The sequence below is a fragment of the Nostoc mirabile CHAB5784 genome (genome assembly GCF_020829645.1).
Classification (GTDB): domain Bacteria; phylum Cyanobacteriota; class Cyanobacteriia; order Cyanobacteriales; family Nostocaceae; genus Nostoc; species Nostoc mirabile.
Genome location: NZ_JAIVFS010000006.1, coordinates 1 through 21383, shown reverse-complemented (window position 1 = coordinate 21383; position 21383 = coordinate 1). Strand labels below are relative to the sequence as shown.

Sequence of the window (21383 nt, the reverse complement as noted above, 5' to 3'; positions counted from 1 at the left end):
TACGAATTACGAATTACGAATTATTTTAATCGCCACCTAATTCCACGAGTTTGCCAATGTTGAAGTCTATTTTTACCCATCCTTTGAGTTGTTGCAGGTTTTTCAGCAAAAGCAAGGGAATTTGCCAGTGATGCAAAGTTAAAAATGGTATAGGGTCATCAAGACTGTAAATGGCATCAGTGCCTCGCACTAGGGTATTAACCGAAGTTTGCAATTGTTTCCAGGAACGGATACCAGTTAGTCGCCAGATTTCGTGATATATGAAGTAAGTGGGCTTGCTACTTGCTAGGGGTTTCAAAGGTGCAGCTAGGGGAGTTTTACCAAGATAAGCGTCTGCAACACCAGGATGATTGTAAAACATTGTGATTGCCGAATGGGTACGGGGATTGCATTCAATCGCGTAAACTGTACCGTCTTGGGCTTGGATAAAGTCGAAAGAAACTTGCCCAGTCAGCCGCAAACTCTTAACGAAGTGTTGCACCCATTCACGAATTTGAGGATTTTCGACGTTTTCATAGTTGATTTGAAATGCAGAAGAGTTTGAACAGCAATGCAATCTTAATTCCCCATCCCGCACTGTACTATGTGTGCATAATTCCTTACCAGGAATAAACTCTTGCATAATCCAAGGTCTTTCTGGACTGATGGGTAAACTGTTGACAAAGGCTGCTGTCTCTTCTGGAGTGTCGCAGGGAAGTTTAGTTAAATTTAAGCGGCGAACGGAGTCGTAATCAATACTTTTAAGAATATATTTGCGGGTTTCTTGACTAAAATCGAAGTTGATAACTTGTTGAGGATCTGTAATTTTAAACGACTTGGGGACAGATAAACCAAGCGATCGCGCCCGATCGGTAAAGGCAAATTTATCATCCAACATCTTGGTTATATCTGGATCAAAATGGAAAACTTCGCAGTATTCTGATAATGCAGGCTTTGCTAAAGAGTCATAATAGCTAGCTACAGGACTGCATACAGGTACATAAACGTCAACCTTTTCCTTTTTAACGATTTCTACTAGCGCCTGGATATAACCTTCTGGGTCTTCTTGCGGTGCCGGAACTGTATAAAAACGATTTACAGCCTTTGAGAATCTATGCCCAGACAACCAGTATTTGTGACCTTCAATCAAAATAACTCTGTGTTCTGCTGCATGGAAGGAGCGGGCAAGTTGCAATGCTTTAGTCATCTTGGCTCCACTCACCAGGATCGTCTCAGGATGAGCAGCTACGACTTTTTTCGTAAACGGCGAACGCACAATGCCCCACAGCAAAGATATCAACACTATCAAAGCATTGAGCGGCAAGGCTATTAGTAATAATGTCAGAGTAGCGAGAGTCTTGAATAGAGCTACAAGCTTTACCCTAACACCCGTTGATGACGTTGGGGATTGAGACAGAGATAAAGAATTTGATTGTGCCATAAGTCTTTCCTTCGTGTTTATTGTAGAGACGTTGCATTGCAACGTCTCTACAAACTTCATTAGACCACGCGTCTAATTAAGGTTATACCATCTCGGATGGGTAACAGAACTTGCTCGACACGAGGATCGGCGGCGACAACACGGTTGAACTGAGCGATCGCTTCACCATTGGCGGTGCGTTGTTCGGGTGGTAGATAAACTTGTCCCTGCAACAACGTGTTATCCACGCAGATTAACCCGTCGGGAGCTAGTAAGTTACTATCCAAGATGGTCTGGAAGTATTCTATATACTCCTTTTTATCGGCATCAATGAAGATTAAATCAAATGATTCTTTTCTTGCTGCGAGCTTGTGGAGTGTCTCAAGAGCAGGTGCTACTTCTACAACGATTTTACTGCCGTGGGGAGACTCTTGAAAACAAGCTTGAGCAAATTGAGCTACATAGGGATCTACTTCACAACCTATGAGTTGACCATCATTTGGTAGTGCCTCTGCCATTGCCAAGGCTGAATATCCTGTGAACAATCCTACTTCTAGAATGCGCTTTGCCTTGGTCATGTGAACAAACATTTTCAATGTCTGTCCTTCAAGATGTCCTGAGAGCATCTCCTGCTCTAGTTGACGCACTGTTTCACCATCGCTGAAACGTTTGCTCCAGTCTTCTATGCTAGTTTTTTGCGCCAATGCTGTCAATGCGCTCGATTCGGGCGTGGTGTAATCATCCAGATAGGGATCTAAACCTGCTGCTAATTGAACTACCTGCCGCAGAGAATCTAATATCTCTACAGGAATGTTGTTCTCTTCTGCTAATTTGAGGGTTTGCTGTAGCTGGGCTACTAAGATGCTGTGTGGCGTTATTGGTCTAGCAGTCTCTCGTCCTAAAACACTCGTCATATCTTCACACCCCCAAGAGTTGAGCTTCTTGAGTTTCAATGTAGGCATCAATCCCTTCGCCACCACGAGGGTATTTAGCACAAAGACGTTTGTGTTCAGCTAAGGCAGCATCAAGTTCTTCACGAGTCAGATCGTTGATAAAGAAGCACTCACCAATAGGCCGAGGCATGGCTGCACGTTGTTTGCCGTCTCGTGTCAAGCTAATAGACTGGGTAGCATACCACAATAAATCCCCATCTAGTAGAGGATGATCGAGTGATAAACCTATACGACTCATCAAATCTAGGATGCGATCGCGCTCCCCTGTTGAAATATAGCCCCGTTGTGCTGCAATGGTTGCAGACAATGCCATATCTATATTCACAGCATGACCATGATATAAAGGTATGTGAGGCGCTAATTCTAGGGTAGGACTCCAAGTGTGACCATAGGCAATGACGCGATCGAGGTCTATTTCATGCAAGTTAGGAGTTTCTAACTCCAACATGGTTTTGATTGCCTCGTAGTTGAGTTTATGGGCAATCTCTTTAATTTCCGGTGTAGCATTCATGTGTCCAAAGTGAGTGGAAAGCAGTTCTTCACCATATTCGTATAGCAGTTCAAAGACTTCAGAGTTAGAAACTACAGCAATTTTCACCAACTCTGCCATCCCATTACGAACTTGAGCCGTTGGCAAGGTTTTCAAAAATGAGAAATCTAGGATCACTTTCAAAGGTGCATGATATGCTCCCAAGCGATTTTTTTCCTTACGATGATTAACTGCAACCTTAATTGCTACACCTGCATCAATTAAACCAATCAACGTGGTAGGAATGCGAATGTAGTTACTCTTGCGACGGTAAGAAGCGCAAGCAAACCCAGCCACATCGGTAATTAGACCACCACCGACGACTAAGACTGGTTCTTTACGAACTAAGCCAAAATCCGAAAAAGCGTCAACAATTTTTTCAAACGTTGCCAGGGTTTTAGCTGGCTCTGTAATGATGATGGGAAATACTGTGAGTTCAATGTCATAGTGTCTAAAATATGACCTGATCTGCTCGCCATAAAGTTCATGGACATTGGCATCAATTACAGTCAGACAGCGACCAAATTTTGCATAGCTATCTGCTATTTCTCTGTTTTTAATATCAAATGCACCGTTCACATAGACAAGACTAAAATCGATTTTTTCGTAACCTTGCACGTGAAACGCAGCTTCAGTAGCTTCAAATGTTGCTTGAACTTTATTCATGTGTATTGACCTTATTCCAATTAAAAAATTGTGAGATTTCGGTAATAATTCCGATTTACCCTAATGTATGCCAGCAGGAGATAATGCTCTTTCTCGTTTGAGATTAAAGACACCATTAAATGAGCTTTCAATAAAAAAGCTTACTTATATTTCTGACTGGCAATGTTATTAAACAACACCATTCATTGGAGTAAATTCTGTAGGTGGGCTAATCTCTAATTTAAGATAGTCTCTAAACTAGTCAACTAGTCCCAAAGCCAAGATTTTTCCATAATACTTGCACTCTTTCTTTCGGGATTATTAACTTTAGTGAGAGGACAATTTATCTTAATTGAGATTTATTCCACTATGTTTAACTTTAGTGGCTTTCCAACTGTACGATTACGCAAAAATTCTCGCCTAGAAAACTGATCGTATCGTTGATCTCCTAGCTTCAATTTGAGATTATAACCTTGATTAATCGTTAGTTCGCTGTTTTTTAGCATTAGTATCAAACCTTATATCGCTAAACTCGCTACATTCTATTTGCTTCAGAATCCCAGTGGACTTTTAGGAAGTTTATTTGAATTTTATTAACTCCACTATGTTTATCTCTAGCAACTTCCCGACATTAGACTTTGCAAAAGATCTATCTTAGTAAACTACTCATATTATCTATCTCCAGGCTGACATTTGATATTACAGGCATGATTAATCCTCAGCTAACTGTTTTTTAAGCATTAGTCTCAAACCATAAAATGGTTAAAAACAAATATGATTCACTACACTCTATTCAAAATGGCAATAGAATTCCTTTTTCATTCAATCAAGTTACTGCTCAGTATTCAACATACCTACCTCAGTAACTCCTGAAAATTCAGAATTTAAAGATATCTGAGTTACTAGTAACAAAACTTTAATTTTATTTAAGGAACGGTTGTGTGTTAAAAATTTCTAAGTTTGCTTGAATTGCCTTTAAAATTCTAAATTAAGTTATTTTAGCTTAATTTAGCAAATAACTTACCTGATAGTAAATTAAAATTACAACACAAATCATAACATTAGAACCATAAAATCATAACATATGTAAATAGATTTAAGTCAATCCACCATGCGAAGTGTACTGAATAATAAGATATTTTTCAAAAACTATGTCTAAAGATAGATATTTTACACAGGATTGGAATTAATTTATTTGAATGTGATATCTTAAAAGGCTACCAAAATTAGTCTTATTTAGAATCAAAATCTCAACTAGACTGGATCTTGAGCAAATAATACGATCAAAGACAACTAGACATCTCCAGAAATTAAATATGCGTTATCCAGAACCCTTGTAGAGACGTAGCAGTGCTACGTCAAAACAATTCATTTTCGGAGATGTCTACTTGGTATTACTCATGTCTGCGTATAAAACAGACAATGTTCAGTAAACCACAAACTTTTGAAAACCAACATGAGAAGCAGGAAGGCTGTAACAAGTTAAAGATTTTGGCAAACTGTCTCTGTATCAATTTAAACTTCAACCTATCATTCCTCATTCCAGTTGGCGCGATCGCTTAGTTACTTTCAATATAAAAAATTGAGTATTTCTTACAGACAAAATTTATTTAAATTACTTTTTAAAAAATCTTAATATCTCTCAACCTAGTTTAAAAAATCTTGGGATTGAGTTCATAATTAAGAGCGATCGCTTTGTAAAGGTTAGTTGATATTTCTTGTCAAACTGCTGGTAAAGTTACAAACTAAGAAATACAACACACGCAATTATTTTATGACTGCTATTTCTAACTTTGAATTCAAGCGACCAATTTGGCAAACCGGCATCATATTGACTTTGGGCTTTTGGCTCAGTGCTAGTCTAGTTTTAGACTGGGTAATTATGCCTAGCCTTTATCTTTCTGGCATGATGAGCCAAGCTGGTTTTACGACAGCAGGCTATACGATTTTTTGGAACTTCAATCGGATGGAATTATTATCTGCTGCTGTAGTTCTGACTGGGGCACTAGCTTTGAGTAAAACCCGATATCACTGGAGTATTGGCAGTATTGTTTTATCTGTGCTGCTGCTAACTATAGCTGTGCTTGACACCTATTTCTTAACTCCGCAAATGTGTGCCATTGGAGTTCAACTCAACCTATTTGAAGCTGCTGCTGCTATTCCATCGACAATGAATATACTGCATGGCAGTTATTGGGTACTGGAAATAGTTAAGCTGGTGGCAGGTGGCACACTTTTAAGCTGGTGCTGGCGGGAGCAATTTTAAGTAGATGGAGAATTCTAACAGTGAGAATTTCCACTTCTAAATCTCACGCCACAGACGCAAAGAATTTCTTTGCGTCTTTTTGCTAAATATAACTTATGGATGAATGTGATTGCGGACAATTTTCTATTTATATTTGGGACTTTTAAAACTTGAGATTTTCAGGTAAATTGCTACCATAAAATAATTTACTCATTTAGGGATTTCCAAGAAATAAATTATCCAAATAAACGTAGACGCTTTGCGGTGAGGGGGTCGCAGTCTTCTCCCAAAGGGAGACGCTAAAAGCGATAGCGTAGCGTAAAGCCTTCTCTTCTTAGGCTGCGCCAACGGCGTGGCAACGCTATGAGCGAGTCCGCGAGCGTCTGGCGGTTCCCGTCGTTAGCGCAGCGTAAAGCCTTCTCTTCTTAGGCTGCGCCAACGGCATGGCAACGCTATGAGCGAGTCTTCTCCCAAGGGAGACGCTTTAGCGCAACGAGCGTCTTGCGATCGCTACGCGTTAGCGACGTTAGGAGCATCATCCCCGAACCCGGAGGGCAAGCCCTCCGGCTACCACTCCAGACGCAGAGAACACAGAGAGAGAAGAAATAGAGAGAATTTTCGCGTCAGTTTTGGGATATTTTTTTATTTGGAAGTCCTTTATATAGCTTTTCTTAATCACATAAGATATATCTTAGCCCCCTCTCGAAGAGCTCTTAGGGGTTGGGGGTGGGGTTCAGTACCTACTCAACTGAGAACCGTATAAATATATAAAATTATCTTCAACTGTACATTCTCAGCCTTCCCGGACATCCAATCAAATAAATACTAAAAAATAATATTAATTAGTTTTCATGTTTACTTTACCGATTTATCATGAAGTTTATATATTTCTGCTAACTTTTTTTGAAAATTATAGTAATCTGAATTTTAGTGGTTACTTACTTGTTATCTACCATCTAGCTGGAAAGAGCTATTTCGCAGGTATGTACTATCAATCAAGAATTTCGCTGCAAGTTCTTGAATTTGTCACTTCAAATTGTGCCGGGTGACTATTTAGCCCCACACAACATTAGAAACCGTTTCCAGTAATTATGAAGAGATTCCCCTCTGCTGATTTGGTTGCCTGTTGCATCTCACCATACACCATCATGGCGGCAATTACCAGCTAACTCATCCTTGGTCGGAGGTTTACCATTCTTGTTGTGCAAGTGATAATTTTACCCAATCCCAACACTAAGAGTTGCTCTACAATCACAAACCTAAGTAAGCCATTGAACTTTTTTAATGCTTAGTTTCTAATAATACTTTTTCTATAGAAGAAGGTTACCTTCAAGAATAAACTTCTAGCAAAAGTGCCCGACAACTTTCGTCACGACTGCAAAAACATAGTTCGTCAGGGCAGATTTAATGCTCAAAAGCCTTGAGAGAGAACCATTTTTCTCTACATTACAGTAGATTTTGGTCGCTTTCGACTTTAGCATCAGAGGCAAAACAACATTTGGCACAAGAACTAAAGTATCTACAATTTTAGGGTGCTAAATACGGATAACAATGATGCTTTTGTAACTGATGGGCGAGAGCCAATGGTCTGTGCGTTGCACTTGAGTTACTGTTAGATTGGCTAGATTAGCGAAAGATACAGAAAACCAATCTAATTTTTGAAATACTATATCCTGGCAACCAGTCAGGCCATTTTGCTATTGGGCAATAACATGGATTGGTTTATTTGTAACTCGTGTTATAGCTTAACAGAGATTGGTGAATTAAGAGTTGGGGGGTGTGGAATCTCTGTACTAACTCAAATGTGACCGCTATATTTATCTGAACAGTGCTTCCAACAAAGTCGCAGTGAATTCCGAAAAGGTAATTCACTAATTTTACCTGCAAATGTTAATTTTATTCCAGAGCCATCCCAATGAAGACACTTCCGATTAGTAGATACAGATTTTTCCAAAAGCTCCAGCCTTTATCTTTGTTGAAAAAAATCACTGGTAAGTCGGTTACTGGTTGTTTGCAGGTATTTAGCACATCAGGCTCTTGGTCAATATATGTGGATGAGGGTAAATTAATTTATGCCTGCTACTCGGAGAAAATGTTTGAGCCGCTTTACAGAAATTTGCAACGCTTGAGTCAGCAAATTTCTACTCTCCCTAGCGAAATTCACGAACAGTTACGGGCGATATTTGAAACTGGTATTGAAAATCAGGCAATACCGAACCCAGATTATCTTGCTATTTGCTGGTTAGTCAATCAGAAATATATCAGTCCCTCTCAAGCAGCGATACTGATAGAGCAATTGGCGCTAGAAGTTCTGGAGTCATTTCTAAATTTAGACGAAGGGAGTTATGAATTTATTCCTGAAAGCTTTCTGGATGACATGCCAAAGTTTTGTCATCTAAATCTCCGCTTACTAGTTGAACGATGTCAAACACCCCGAAGGGAAGCGGCTTATCGTCAAACATCCCCAACTTCTCAATCAAACCCTTCAGAATTGTTCAAAATAAATGAGTTAAAACCTAAAAGCAAAAGTACACCAAACTCGTCTACAACAAACAGCTATAAGCCACCAACCTACTCTATTAATACCAATGAACATAGGGGTCAGCGAATCACCCAACCACCTGCTGACAAAAAAATCTACACAATCTTTTGTATTGATGACAGTCCTACGGTATTGAATACTATTAAAAGTTATTTAGATGAGCAAATATTTTCTGTAGTGGGAGTCACCGATTCTTTAAAGGCTTTAATGCAGATTGTTCACACCAAACCCGACATCATTTTGTTAGATATTTCAATGCCTAATTTGGATGGATATGAACTCTGCTCTTTACTGCGTAAACACTCAAATTTTAAAAATACACCTGTGATTATGGTGTCAGAAAAATTAGGATTTATAGATAGAGCTAAAGCTAAGATAGTAAGAGCATCAGGTTATTTAACTAAGCCTTTTACACAAGGGGATTTCCTAAAAGTAATATTTCAACATATTGTTTAATTTCCTAATGTAAAAAATAACTCCACAAAAGCTAAGATATTTTTTGGAGATTTAAGGTTGATTGAGTATTAACTGAATGGCTACTATTTTAGTTAGAGAATATTGTCTGAGCGAATTGAAATTAGTTGGTTGTTATCTCACACATAGAGACTACAATCTTATTAAGACGACCAGTGCGAAAGAAGCTCTATAAATAATCTTAGAATAAAAAGCAAATGCGATTGTTACTGATGTAGTAATACCGGGAGAAGTGGATTTGAATTGTGTTGCCTCATCAAAAAAAATCCGATTCACCGCTTATGGGCAAAAAAGCAAGGTGCTGATGCCTATGGTTCTAGTCCTTGAAATTGAGCGATAAATCGCTCACTACAAACCTTTTTTGGGATAGAATTGACTACTAGCTCTGAGGAAGTGGTACATCCTTCAGTATTTCCAAAAGCGATCGCTCCATAACTTCACTGACAAATGTATTACCTTGTAAGTTGAGGTGAATGTGGTCGTGATACGAAGCTTGCGGGTTGCTAGTTGAATTGAATATCGGTAAAAAGTCTATATAGTTAATTTGTTGTGCTTTAGTAAAATCGTTCAAGCGCTGGCGTGCAATAATTTCGTAATCGCGGGGGCCTGGTTCACCAATTTCTCGCAGTAAGGGAGTGATGACTAGTAAAAATTGGCTGTTGCTTTGGCGAGTCAGGGCTTGAATTTTGGCGATCGCCTCCAAATTAATCCCCACGCGATCACCTGGTTCATTTTGCACTGCTTTCATTTCGGGAATTGGCTGTTGCTTGAGGATATAACGTTGCCACACTTCCACCAATGCTAAGGGAGGTTTACTATCGGGATAGTTGCGATCGCGTCCTACCGGTAAAGAAGTGGGAGCAGTAGCAAACAAATCATCGGTATTAATTAATAACACTACTGCTTGGGCGTTGAAATTGCTAAACTTCTCTAAATAAGCTAACTCGTTCCTTGGCCCCCAAGAGTTAGCTGAAGCATTCAGCACTTCTACTTCCTGATAATTACTAGTGGATGATGCTAGAGAACGCATCATCATCGTGGATATTGTATTAGTCTGATCTGTCCACCAGCCACCATTAGCAATAGAATCCCCTAACAGTAAAACTCGCAGCCCAGAAGGTGCAGGTGTCTTCTTGAGCGGATTACCTCGCATAGAATACTCATTAATTTCGATGCGATTACCAAAACGACGGGTATGCTGGTTAGGAGCCAATAAATAACCAATCTGCTCATCGCCAATGTAAATCAGGGGATTACCAAAGCCAAAAAGCGATCGCAGTCCGATCTCGACTACCACAAACAATCCCACAACTACCGCCAAAAGTACGATCAACACCACTTTCACCTACCTACACCCTCTTATACTGAGTTGCTTTTCAACGATAGTAACTGACGCATTGGGCATTGGATAGAGGCACAGAAGTGGGATGTACAAGGTAAAACTTTTCTCAAGAGCTAAGAGATCCCCTGCTTCTTCCCCACTCCCCAGGCATCTGACTAAGCGGATTAATATGTATTGGAACGGTTTAATAAGCTTTAAAACAGCAATTGTATAGCTGTTAACTGTCTATCTAATGGTTTACCAAAAGTTTGATATATTTTGGCTATTTTTGTGTAAGAGTATAGCAGTGTTTTATAGTGATATAATTTTTTATTATAGTATTACATAAATTACAATTGTCATCATTTTATCAATTTGGCAAAAACTTTTTCGGGGGTAGGGTAGGATGATTAAAATAGTCACACGCAAATATTTAGGAAAACAAAATGTCTATGACATTGGGGTTGAGCATGACCATAATTTTGCGATCAAAAATGGGTTAATAGCTTCCAATTGTTTCAATAAATCCCATTCGACTGCCTATGGTTATGTAACTTATCAAACAGCATATTTAAAAGCTAATTACCCATTAGAATATATGGCGGCGCTGTTAACGGCTAACAGTGGCGATACCGATAAGGTACAGAGATATATTACTAACTGTACCAATATGAGTATTTCCATAGATCCGCCGGATATTAATCGCTCTGGTGTTGATTTTACGCCGACATTGGGAAAGATTCTGTTTGGATTTTCGGCGGTGCGGAACGTGGGACAGAATGCGATCGCTTGTATTTTGGAGGCGAGAAATGAGACAGAATTTAAATCCCTCGCTGATTTTTGCGATCGCGTGGATTTACGTGCTGTTAACCGCCGGACTCTGGAATCGCTGATTTACTGTGGAGCCTTTGACAAAATTGAACCCAACCGTCAACAGTTAATTAACGACTCAGAATTAGTGTATGATTGGGCACAATCTCGCGCTAAAGACAGAGCTAGTGGTCAAGGAAATCTCTTAGATTTATTGGGCGACGGATTTTCTTCTACTCCGAATAAAAGAGCAAATAATGCCTTTGAAACTGCTCCTAAATCTAAACCTGTGATGGATCTACCCCCACAGAAAAAGTTGCAAATGGAGAAAGAATTATTAGGCTTTTATGTATCAGATCATCCCCTGAAATCCTTACGGCAAATAGCACCACTTTTGACTCCAATTAACCTTTCGCAACTGGGAGAGCAAAGGGAAGAAATAAGGCTTTGTGCAGTTGTCATGTTAAATAACGTCAAAAAAGTGGTTACTAAAAAAGGCGAACAAATGGCAATTTTGCAAATAGAAGACCTCACTACACAATCAGAAGCTGTAGTCTTTCCCAAAACCTATGAACGCATTAGTTCCCTACTCCAAGTTGACACTAGATTGATTATTTGGGGAAAAGTAGATCGACGCGACGAGCAAACTCAATTTATTCTTGAAGATGCAGAACCCGTGGAAACAATACAAATGGTAATGGTGGAGTTAAATCCCCAGCAAGCAGGTAATATCGATGAACTACATCGCTTGAAAATAATTTTGCAAGAACAGTCAGGAGACAAAGAAAAGGCAAAAATGCCAGTAATCGGAATTATACAAACTGAAAATTCTCGGAAACTTGTTCGCTTGGGTTGGCAATTTTGCGTACAAGATTCTAGAATAACCGTTCAAGCTTTGCAAAATGCCAGTTTTCCTGCTCATATAAAATCGCTGACTGGAATCTGAAGCCAGAAGTGAAAAGTCCACTAATACTGAAAAGCAGCTTATTAATCAGTTTTACTGAACTGTCAACAGTAAATTGCCTTAAGTATTCATGATTTTAATCGTTTTTTTAGTTACTTATGCGGATGATGATTTCCTTGAGGCGATGGTATATTTTTATGCTAAGACCCTTAAGGCTGCGACCGGGGGAAGGAGTTAGAACTTGATGATCGTGAACGAGCTACATAAATTTGTTTCATACTGTAAAATCATTCAACCCCAAAATCAGGAGGACATTAAAAAATTTTTTGAAGGAGTTATCTTATTTCCTTATGATAAGGAACTTCTATTGCAAGCTTATTTATTTCTGAATATCAAAGACTTGTTTCCCTCGTGCGCTGAATTACTGTTATTTGAAAAATCTCCAATTTCAGATTATACAGATTTAGGAAAGTGTGATTTTGTCTACCAGACCTTTAAAGGGAGCCTGTTTTTAATTGAAACTAAGTTTATTGATACAGAAGCAACAGGAGCTACAGAAAGAAAAAGAAGAAATAAACACAGAAACAAGGTATTTGAGCAAGTTATTACTTTAAAAGGCCGGTTTAGTGAATATTGGAATATGAGGCTAGATCAATTAGAGTGCGGGGTTTTCACAACAGATGCAGAAGTTGCTTGGCGAGGGAATGGCGTGAACGTCATATCTAAATCAATATCTATAGAGCATCTGGAAAAATGGCGAAGAAGCTATCACAGTAGTGAAAAGTTTTTATCTCATCAAGATGGGTCAAAGCTTGAGGGTAAGGTTAATTTGAAAGGTTGAGCCAAGACCCAAGTATACTTTTTACGGTGATTTGCCCCCGTAACCTTGTACAATTTGTAAAGCGATGCCTGCCGTTTTAGTCCAAAGCCGCCTATTTGGCGAGATCGAATACTATCTACACACCCATCGCCGATGGAGAAACGGCGCAATGGTTTACCTTACATTGGGTGGGCTATCCGTTAAATCCGCTAGATTCACTCTAGTGATTTTTGGTGGATTTATAAATTTCAGGGTAAGGGAAAATCTTTGCACGTACTCAGGTGGCAAGGCAAAATCACCTATTTTGAATCGGTATTTGCACTTTTGGTTTTGGCACTAAATAAAGCTTTTCTTCAAATCAGTTTGGATCAACTTCCCAAATTAGCGCAAGTTATAAGGTTAATCCTCAGTAAAACTACTTTAATCAGCAATAATACTAATGCTGACTCATCTGAGTCATTCTTTTATGAAGTACTCCTGAAATCAGAAAGCTCAGGAATTAGTATTTTCGTCCGGCGCTTCAAATTTGTAACCATAGCCTCGCACAGTTTTAATAAACTCTGGTACGCTGGCATCGATTTCCATCTTCTTGCGAAGCTGACCAATATGCACATCAACCACTCGCCCATCTCCAACGTAGTCGCAACCCCAAATTTTTTGGATTAGCTGTGGGCGACTCCAAGCCTGATTAGGATGACTTGCCAAAAAATGTAAGATATTAAATTCCAGTGCTGTTAAAGCAAGAGGTTTATCGTTAAGTGTTACCTCCCGGCCCTCTGGGTTAATTGCTAACTGCTTAAAAATGATCCGTTGTGTTGGGGAGGGGTTGATGTAGCGTATCCGTCTCAAAAGAGCTTCGACTCTAACTTCAACTTCTGCAAGACTAAACGGTTTGGTCATAAAATCATCAGCACCTGCGCTTAAGATTTTAATTTTATCAGCCTCGTCAGTCCTACTAGTCAGTATCAGCACTAAAACATTAGTACGGCTCTGCATTTCTTGGCAGAGGCTATAACCATTCAGATCCGGCAAATTCCAATCTAGAATCACTAAAGCTGGGTTGAATTGCTCAAACAACGATAAGGCAGTCTTACCATCTGCTGCGGACTCTATTTGATATTTCCGACTTAAAAAACGATAGACGAGATTTCGGACACCGAAGTCGTCATCGACGATCAGTATTTTGGGAGTAGTAGCGGGAACCATAACCATAATGCTGCCTATTGTAGATTGGGCGATTTGCTCTTGCGCCAGTTTTGCTTTACGTGTTTCTGTTAATAGTGTATTCACATGCGTCTCTGCTGAGTACGATCGCTACTGTAGTACTTGTTTACAATTAATCTTCCATGAAGTTTATCAAAACTTTAGCCATTGTAATGCTAATAAATTGTATAAGTATTGTATGAAATTTGTATAATTTTGGATTTATACTGTATGATTTTAAAATTTAATACTTAAGATTAGTATAATTGAAGACCATTTTTATAACCACAAATAGTCTAGAGAGACATCAGACGCCACCGCATTTGCTACAACTTTGCAAAAGCAACGCACTTTCTAATTAACTAGTACAGTGGGCGCGGAAATAAACATACCATTTCAAATGGCGCAAGAAGCTCGGAATACAATTATGCGTGAATGCGTGACTTCCGCCTTGCGCTACTTGGTATCCACAATCACAAACCAAGCCATAAGTTAACCAAATTCCGCGCTTTTTTGTCCCCGACAACTAACAAGCCGCAAGTTTTGTGGTGGGGTCTAAATCCCCATTACAAAACTGTACTTCCGACTTCCGATTTCCGACTTCCGACTTCTTTAATCTATATTCTAAACTCTACTTACCCAAGTGTATTTTAACTAACAGGTATCTGCTCCTGAAAAAGGTCTACGAAAATTTATCTGGGGTGCATTTACATATAGCTATACTCTTGAGCATATACTATATTACAAGTTTCACCCTGAGACTATGACTTGCCAACGACTCAGAGCATCGCCAGAAGCTATAAGGTAGGACTAGCCTTTTCAAGGTGACTGGTAAAATCTCTTTTTCTCTGTGCGTCCTCCGCGTCTGTGCGGTTAGAAAGTCTTCTATTTAACCGCAGAGGCACAGAGAACACAGAGAGAAGAGGTTAAAGAAGAATTTATCCATTAAACTCCAAATTTTTGAACTGTAAATTAAGCGATGCCAATTCTCAAAGACGCTTTGCGTAGCTGGCTTTTGAGTAGGGGTACGGCGGGCGTAGCCATCGCCTGAGCCAAAATACCAAAATTGGATTAAATAAGGAAGGCGTTTTTGTTAGTGATCGCAGATATTGAAAATGTACGTAATTCCTGTGCTAATAGCTAAATATTTTAATCTTATTCACAATCTGTTTTAATAATTAAATTTAACAAAGATAAACTTAAAATATATTTAATAAAATTAATAAAAAATCTTTTTAAATAGTCTAATCTGACTATATTGGCAATGGATTAAATGGTAGAAAATATTTTAATTGGGTACTCTATCTCAAGAGAGATTTTAAGTAAATTCAGCCCATAGAAAGAGTAATTCAATATATTTAGTCCGTTAAATTGCTATCAATATCGTCAAGTTAGGGATACTTATGGTTAACAATTTAGTCGGCGGCATCATTCCCCCACAGCCACCAATAGAAGCACAATCTGATGCTCATACATTGAAATCTCGCCTAGAATGGGGCGAACCAGCTTTTACAATCCTGGATGTGCGTGATCGCAACACCTTCAACGAAGGTCACATTATGGGAGCAATGCCAACGCCAATAGATGAATTGGTACAGCGTGCAGTAGCTTCTTTAGATAAAAGCCGTGATATTTACGTTTACGGTGCTAATGAAGAAGAATCTGCCCAAGCCGCGCAACAACTGCGTTCTAATGGATTTGAGCATGTCTCCCAACTTAAAGGTGGTCTTGCTGCATGGAAGGCTATCGGTGGCCCAACAGAAGGCATTGTTGAATCAAAAACTCCCCCAGGTGCAGATGACTACAATGTTGTAGATCGGCTAAAAACTCACCAAGAAAATCTGCCAAAGGGAGGCCCTAGCGCGACGGAAGCCATTAAAAAAGGAGCTAGTAACCTCAAGGAAAGCATTCAAGAGGGAGCCAGTAATCTCAAGGAAGGCATTCAAGAGGGAGCCAGTAATGTCAAAGAAGGCATTCAAGAGGGAGCCAGTAATGTCAAAGAAGGCATTCAAGAGGGAGCCAGTAATGTCAAAGAAGGCATTAGTGAATCTAATAAAGGCACTAATGATTCCAATATTGGCTCTTAGGCAAAAAATAACTTAGAAAATTAGCAATAGACCTCTTGCATAAATCAATAATGAGAACCACACTCTACCTTTGGCTTATATTAAAGTCTCCCTTTTTGTTTGCGGGGACAGGTTAGGGGTAGGGTGTTAGTGAATTTTCCAAGAGGTCTAATCTTGATTTCTCATGGCCAGAGAAGTCACAATTCAGAAATCAAAAGATAGAATATTTTCTCTTGCAATGCTTGTACTCCAGAGCAAAAATTTTTGCAAGAGGTTTATTTTTGGATCAATGTTCAAACAAATCTTTAAACTGCAACAAATCCAAGGAAACTATTGTTGGCAGAAATTCAAAACATTCTTGAGCAATTTCCCAACGTTCTTCTCGTTTGAGCATTTCTGTTAGCTTGTGCTGCACACTAAGTAAATAGCGCACATCATTGGCAGCATAACTCAGTTGAGCTTCAGATAAACTAGCGGCGTTACCCCAATCAGAACTTTGAGAGCTTTTATCCAGTTCTACTTGTTCTAACTCTTGCACGACATCTTTAAGTCCGTGGCGATTTGTGTAAGTACGGGCTAATTTACTAGCAATTTTGGTACAAAAAACAGGTCTAACCTGAATCCCCAGATTAGCTCGCAAAGTGGCAAGGTCAAAGCGAGCAAAGTGAAACACTTTTACGACATTCGCCGCTGACAAGAGTTTTTTTAAGTTTGGCGCATCAGCTTGTCCTTTGGCTATGCGGATTGCAGTCACTTTCCCAAATTGGTTGCACAGCTGGACAAGACACAACCTATCGCGCTGTGGCAATAATCCCATCGTTTCTGTATCAACTGCGATCGCTGTAGATTCTAAATATTCTACTAGGGCTGCGTCGCCCAGATCGCGATCGCTCACCTGAAAATCTTGTAATGTCATGAATTGTTCAAAAATAATAGCAGTGTCCAGCAGATAAAAGTCTTGTCAGACACTACATTATTATTGTGCAAAACAATCATAAATTAAATCTACCTAGTGCGAAAGAAAAGCTGTGTAAGGTAGACTTCGCCTTGATTATTAGTAGCAACGCCAATTCCAGTGAGGTTGTAATTACCTTTAAGGTTCTTTAGATGTCCGGGACTCTTTCTCCACCCAGTAACAGCTTCATCCACAGGGTTACTATATCCCCGATTGAAAGCAACATTTTCCGCCGCACTGCTGTAGCGAATAGGGATAGCATTGACTCGCCGTTCAAATCCCTGATGGCTAAATGGGGTTTTACCTTTAGCCATATTTTGACTATGAATTCTTGCCTGTCGAGTAATATTTGCATTTAGGGTCAACTTTGGCAGTCCTTTAGAAGCCCGATATCGATTAATTTCGTCAAAAACGGATTTTTCTAGCTCCGTAGTTTTAAAAGTAGGAGTCGATATTGCAACCTGACTGGAAAAAAGCGACAACAGCTTATTACGGGTGGATGTATTCGTAGAAGGATTATTTGGTATCGGAACAGTCGTTAACCCACTAGCAAGGACAAGCGCACTTAAAGCGATGCCAAAAGCAGTTTGTCGGAACATGGAGAATTGCGTAATTATGTAGAGATATAAGACTTATACTCTACCCTATTGTTCCGACGATATATACCACGATACTATTAAGGATTGATGAATTTTGGCAATCTGGCTACATCCTTGTATAGGAAGTACAAAAAATCATTTGCAATTTTCAATACTTCAATGGGTCAGCTTCGTAAAATCACGGTTATTTTTGCTGATAATTTAGAATTTTCATGAATTACTAAAAAAATAATGTAGTATTCAATAGACAAATGTCATTGAAACTACATTATTCCAGGACTTACGCAAACAATAGCCGAAACCCTTATTTCACGTAGGGGCAATTCATGAATTGCCCCTGAGCGCGTGTACTTTTGCGTAAGTCCTATATTCAATATGTAGCAAAAGCTTTGCTAGCAGGCTGAAGGCTGGGGAATTTGAGAAAAAACCTAAATTTTACCAAATCTATCAGCGAAAGAAAAGTTGTGTGAAGTAGATTTGGCCTCTACTGTTGCTAACGACACCAATCCCCGTTTTATCATAATTACCTTTGATATTGGCTAGATGCCCTGGACTTTTGAGCCAGCCTTGAACAGCTGTCGTCACAGGATCGCTATATCCATAGTTGTAAGCGACATTTTCACCAGCCGAACTGTAAGGAATACCGACTGCTTTAACACGTTGTGAAAATCCCGTATGTCCAAAGGGAACTTTACCTTTAGCCATATCCTGACTGTGAATCCTGGCTTGATTATCAATGGCAGAATTACGAGTCAGCTTTTTTAATCCTTGGGAAACTCTGTAGTCATTAATTTGTTTGAAAACCGCCTTTTCTAAAGCAGCAGTGTCAACGCTAGATGCTGCAGGTTTAACAGTACTATTTGATACATTTGAAGATGTCGGTGTAAAAGTTGAATTTGTTACAGGAGTTGTTACAGGAGTTGTTACAGGAGTTGTTACAGGAGTTGTTACAGGAGTAAAGAAAAGTTGTGTGAAGTAGATTTCGCCTCTACTGTTGTTGCTAACGACACCAATCCCAGTCTTTTCAAAATTACCTTTGATATTAGCAAGATGCCCTGGACTTTTGAGCCAGCCTTGAACAGCTGTCGTCACAGGGTCACTATATCCATAGTTGGAAGCGACATTTTCACTAGCTGAACTGTAAGGAATACCGACTGCTTTAACACGTTGTGAAAATCCCGTATGTCCAAAGGGAACTTTACCTTTAGCCATATCCTGACTGTGAATCCTGGCTTGATTATCAATGGCAGAATTACGAGTCAGCTTTTTTAATCCTTGGGAAACTCTGTAGTCATTAATTTGTTTGAAAACCGCCTCTTCTAAAGCAGCAGTGTCAACGCTAGATGCTGCAAGTTTAACAGTACTATTTGATACATTTGAAGATGTTGGCGTAAAAGTTGAATTTGTTACAGGAGTAGCGATCGCTCCACTACTGAGAATAATAGTGCTCAAAGCAACGCTGTAGATTGTTGTTTTAATCATTTGCCGAAACTAACTGAAACTCTAGCTCCAGAAAGCTTAACCAAGCTAGTATCAATCTGACAACTTGATTATAGGTTTATATACCTCTGTTTATGGCGTTTTTTGTTCAAAAACTACCAGTAAGCTTTAAAATGCATAAAATTACAAAAAATATTGCTGTTTATAAAAAATTTTCCTCTACCATTAGTATGATTATTTCTATCTAAACCACTTTCCAAACTTCATTTTGTAATACACGAAGATTTCCATTATCTGGCTGATAGTGGTTAGAAAACAATCACAATTTTATACTAGTTTCTACGTATTAATATTTAAGTAGAATCATTTTCTGAATTATTATTGAATGTCAACATATTACATAGCTCAGTATTAATACTGCCTGAAGTGAGTAATATGGGATATAAATGTCATAAATTCATCTACTAAAACCTCTTGCGTGGAATTCGTAATACTCACCTCGGCCAGAAGAAAGCTACATAATTCGTAATTACTATACTGCAAGGGTTTCATTGATTTGGGATGGGTAGTTTACTTCCGCCGTGCTGTACTAGCTTTTCTTGAGGGTTTCTAACTCTTCCTGCACCACGCGCAACACCCGTGCAATATATTCCGCACGCCACTGTTCCCGCTCCTTAATTACCTTGCCATCCGGCTCGTAAGCTTCAATCTCTGTAGCTGATAAAATACTTTTAGCCTCTAGCAACCGTTTAATGGTGTCTAGCCGCTCATGCAGCACGGACACCTCACCAGTCAAAGCCATAACGATCGCTAACAATTTATCAATTTGCGGATTATCTAAGTAAACAGGTCGTTTACCCTTAGCGATTTTTGCCATCCTAATACCAATTCTCCCCAAATAAGACTACACACACAAAAGAAGGACTTACGCAAGAAACTTCTCAAACTCTTATTTCTCCGTGCCCTTTGCGTTCTCTGTGGTAGCCTGCGGCAAGTTCTCCGGCTTGGTGCAGTCGCTCATGGGGGAAACCCCCAGACGCTCGATGACTCGCTCATAGCGTTGCCATGCCGTTGGCGCAGCCTAAGAAGAGAAGGCTTTACGCTGCGCTATGCGCGGCATCGTTTCCCCTTGGGAGAAGACCGCGCTGCTTCACCGCTTTGCGTCTACGATTTTCCGTTACCTGTGCGTAAGTCCTATACATATACAAAAAAAGGAAACCCAGAGAAAATCTGACTTCCCCAATTACGTAGCTTGCTTCTCGCCAGAGGCGAGTATTACGAATTACAAAAAATACTGGGATGTTTAAAAGCCCCTAAAGAACAGGTACGCAGTACCGTATTCTGTCATGGACGGTAGGGGATGAAAAACGACTCAGGTGGTTTCAACCACCGTCAAAATTTTATCAGGCGTAAATATTTTGATTAATCTTATACCTAATCTGGTAGTATAAGATGGGAGGTAAAACAATGCTTGTCTTTGAGTTTAAAGCTTATGGAAAGTCAGTTCAGTTAGCCGCAGTAGACGAAGCAATTCGGACTGCAAAATTCATTCGGAATAGTTGTATTCGGTTATGGATGGATGTTCAAGGTATAGGTAAAAATGATTTGCAGAAATACTGTGCTGTACTTGCGGCTAACTTTCCTTTTGCTAATGAACTTAACTCAATGGCTCGACAAGCTAGCGCTGAACGAGCATGGTCTTCTATCTCTCGGTTTTATGACAACTGCAAGAAAGGTGTTCCGGGTTTAAAGGGGTATCCTCAATTTCAAAAAGATTGTCGCTCTGTTGAGTACAAAACATCAGGATGGAAACTTGCAGATAATCGTAAATCCATAACATTTACAGATAAAAAAGGGATTGGAAGACTAAAACTCAAAGGCACTCGTGATTTGCATTTTTACCAAATCAACCAAATTAAACGGGTAAGATTAGTAAAACGTGCAACGTCGGTGTACGTTCAACTTTGCATTGATGTAGACCGTTCTGAAAACATAGAACCAACTGGTAATACATTAGGGTTAGATGTTGGGTTGAAGGAATACTACACCGATTCTGACGGTGTGATGGTCGAGAATCCTAAATTTCTCCGCAAGGGAGAAAAAATTCTTAAGAAAACGCAACGCCGTGTTTCCAAGAAAGTAAAAAGTTCAAAAAATCGGGGCAAGGCTAGGCGGATTTTAGGCAAGCGCCACCTCAAAATAAGTAGGCAATCGTATTGCACCATGCTGTGAAGTTATACCAATTCTCCAAAATGAGGTAACAGATGTAGATCAGGAAAGTCCTGCGGCATCTAAGTTTATTAATTGCGAATTGCGAATTGCGAATTGCGAATTGGTATTAGCACTCTTGCTAGTTCAGTCTAACGACTTGATCGCCTACGAAGATTTGAGGATTAAAAATATGGTGAAAAATCATTGTTTAGCCAAATCCATTAATGATGCATCCTGGCATCAGTTCCGTGTCTGGGTTGAATACTT

General features: G+C 39.4%; 13 protein-coding genes and 2 pseudogenes. 6 read left to right on the top strand and 9 right to left on the bottom strand.

Translation table 11 applies throughout. From position 1 onward, the window contains the following. Positions 1 to 25 precede the first annotated feature (25 nt). From LC653_RS06445 to LC653_RS06435, 3 genes are read right to left on the bottom strand one after another with little or no spacing between them, the layout of a single operon-like run. Positions 26 to 1420, bottom strand: a complete 1395-nt coding sequence (locus LC653_RS06445) for an ATP-grasp domain-containing protein (protein WP_229493452.1) — start codon at positions 1418 to 1420, stop codon at positions 26 to 28. 59 nt (positions 1421 to 1479) lie between these two features. After that, entirely contained in the window at positions 1480 to 2313 is an 834-nt protein-coding gene (locus LC653_RS06440; protein ID WP_229493451.1) for an O-methyltransferase, read from the bottom strand. Between the two features lie 4 nt (positions 2314 to 2317). After that, positions 2318 to 3547, bottom strand: a complete 1230-nt coding sequence (locus tag LC653_RS06435; protein ID WP_229493450.1) for a sedoheptulose 7-phosphate cyclase — start codon at positions 3545 to 3547, stop codon at positions 2318 to 2320. A 1753-nt stretch (positions 3548 to 5300) separates the two neighbouring features. Between LC653_RS06435 and LC653_RS06430 the strand changes: the two genes are divergently transcribed. Together LC653_RS06430 and LC653_RS06425 are read left to right on the top strand one after the other, a co-directional pair. Next, the gene (locus tag LC653_RS06430) at positions 5301 to 5792 is read left to right on the top strand and encodes a hypothetical protein (protein WP_229457364.1); all 492 of its coding nucleotides are present in this window, start codon (positions 5301 to 5303) and stop codon (positions 5790 to 5792) included. A gap of 1894 nt (positions 5793 to 7686) precedes the next feature. After that, on the top strand, positions 7687 to 8769 hold the full coding sequence (locus LC653_RS06425) for a response regulator (RefSeq protein WP_229493448.1): 1083 nt from the start codon (positions 7687 to 7689) through the stop codon (positions 8767 to 8769). Between the two features lie 397 nt (positions 8770 to 9166). Here the strand turns inward: LC653_RS06425 and LC653_RS06415 are convergent, their stop codons facing one another. Beyond that, positions 9167 to 10132, bottom strand: coding sequence for an SGNH/GDSL hydrolase family protein (locus tag LC653_RS06415; RefSeq protein WP_229493446.1), 966 nt, complete (start codon positions 10130 to 10132; stop codon positions 9167 to 9169). Between the two features lie 382 nt (positions 10133 to 10514). Between LC653_RS06415 and LC653_RS06410 the strand changes: the two genes are divergently transcribed. Together LC653_RS06410 and LC653_RS06405 are read left to right on the top strand one after the other, a co-directional pair. Next, the gene (locus LC653_RS06410) at positions 10515 to 11864 is read left to right on the top strand and encodes a helix-hairpin-helix domain-containing protein (protein WP_229493444.1); all 1350 of its coding nucleotides are present in this window, start codon (positions 10515 to 10517) and stop codon (positions 11862 to 11864) included. Between the two features lie 202 nt (positions 11865 to 12066). Continuing rightward, on the top strand, positions 12067 to 12663 hold the full coding sequence (locus tag LC653_RS06405; RefSeq protein ID WP_229493442.1) for a hypothetical protein: 597 nt from the start codon (positions 12067 to 12069) through the stop codon (positions 12661 to 12663). Between the two features lie 471 nt (positions 12664 to 13134). Here LC653_RS06405 and LC653_RS06400 read toward each other — a convergent pair whose 3' ends face one another. Further along, positions 13135 to 13854: a response regulator transcription factor gene (locus LC653_RS06400; RefSeq protein WP_229493663.1), complete on the bottom strand. Its 720-nt coding sequence runs from the start codon at positions 13852 to 13854 to the stop codon at positions 13135 to 13137. Positions 13855 to 15248: 1394 nt separating this feature from the next. Between LC653_RS06400 and LC653_RS06395 the strand changes: the two are divergent. Continuing rightward, positions 15249 to 15695 (top strand): annotated as a pseudogene (locus tag LC653_RS06395) (rhodanese-like domain-containing protein); the annotation flags it as partial. A 502-nt stretch (positions 15696 to 16197) separates the two neighbouring features. Here the strand turns inward: LC653_RS06395 and LC653_RS06390 are convergent. From LC653_RS06390 to LC653_RS06370, 4 genes are all read right to left on the bottom strand, one after another. Further along, complete coding sequence (locus LC653_RS06390; protein WP_229493440.1) at positions 16198 to 16827, bottom strand: ribonuclease D; 630 nt, start codon at positions 16825 to 16827, stop codon at positions 16198 to 16200. Positions 16828 to 16916: 89 nt separating this feature from the next. Further along, positions 16917 to 17465 (bottom strand): CAP domain-containing protein, encoded by a 549-nt coding sequence (locus LC653_RS06385; RefSeq protein ID WP_229493438.1) that lies wholly within the window; start codon positions 17463 to 17465, stop codon positions 16917 to 16919. Between the two features lie 447 nt (positions 17466 to 17912). Next, complete coding sequence (locus LC653_RS46770) at positions 17913 to 18947, bottom strand: CAP domain-containing protein (protein WP_308189047.1); 1035 nt, start codon at positions 18945 to 18947, stop codon at positions 17913 to 17915. Positions 18948 to 19494: 547 nt separating this feature from the next. Continuing rightward, a complete protein-coding gene (locus tag LC653_RS06370; protein WP_229493436.1) occupies positions 19495 to 19782 on the bottom strand; it encodes a hypothetical protein in 288 nt (95 codons plus the stop codon). Positions 19783 to 20372: 590 nt separating this feature from the next. On the opposite strand from LC653_RS06370, the pseudogene LC653_RS06365 reads away from it, so the two are divergent. Continuing rightward, positions 20373 to 21383, top strand: a pseudogene (locus tag LC653_RS06365) (RNA-guided endonuclease InsQ/TnpB family protein); the annotation flags it as partial.

Coding starts and splice junctions, on each gene's coding strand:
- LC653_RS06445 (WP_229493452.1), bottom strand. CDS start 1,420: ATGGCACAATCAAATTCTTTATCTCTGTCTCAATCCCCAACGTCATCA.
- LC653_RS06440 (WP_229493451.1), bottom strand. CDS start 2,313: ATGACGAGTGTTTTAGGACGAGAGACTGCTAGACCAATAACGCCACAC.
- LC653_RS06435 (WP_229493450.1), bottom strand. CDS start 3,547: ATGAATAAAGTTCAAGCAACATTTGAAGCTACTGAAGCTGCGTTTCAC.
- LC653_RS06430 (WP_229457364.1), top strand. CDS start 5,301: ATGACTGCTATTTCTAACTTTGAATTCAAGCGACCAATTTGGCAAACC.
- LC653_RS06425 (WP_229493448.1), top strand. CDS start 7,687: ATGAAGACACTTCCGATTAGTAGATACAGATTTTTCCAAAAGCTCCAG.
- LC653_RS06410 (WP_229493444.1), top strand. CDS start 10,515: ATGATTAAAATAGTCACACGCAAATATTTAGGAAAACAAAATGTCTAT.
- LC653_RS06405 (WP_229493442.1), top strand. CDS start 12,067: ATGATCGTGAACGAGCTACATAAATTTGTTTCATACTGTAAAATCATT.
- LC653_RS06400 (WP_229493663.1), bottom strand. CDS start 13,854: ATGGTTATGGTTCCCGCTACTACTCCCAAAATACTGATCGTCGATGAC.
- LC653_RS06390 (WP_229493440.1), bottom strand. CDS start 16,827: ATGACATTACAAGATTTTCAGGTGAGCGATCGCGATCTGGGCGACGCA.
- LC653_RS06385 (WP_229493438.1), bottom strand. CDS start 17,465: ATGTTCCGACAAACTGCTTTTGGCATCGCTTTAAGTGCGCTTGTCCTT.
- LC653_RS46770 (WP_308189047.1), bottom strand. CDS start 18,947: ATGATTAAAACAACAATCTACAGCGTTGCTTTGAGCACTATTATTCTC.
- LC653_RS06370 (WP_229493436.1), bottom strand. CDS start 19,782: ATGGCAAAAATCGCTAAGGGTAAACGACCTGTTTACTTAGATAATCCG.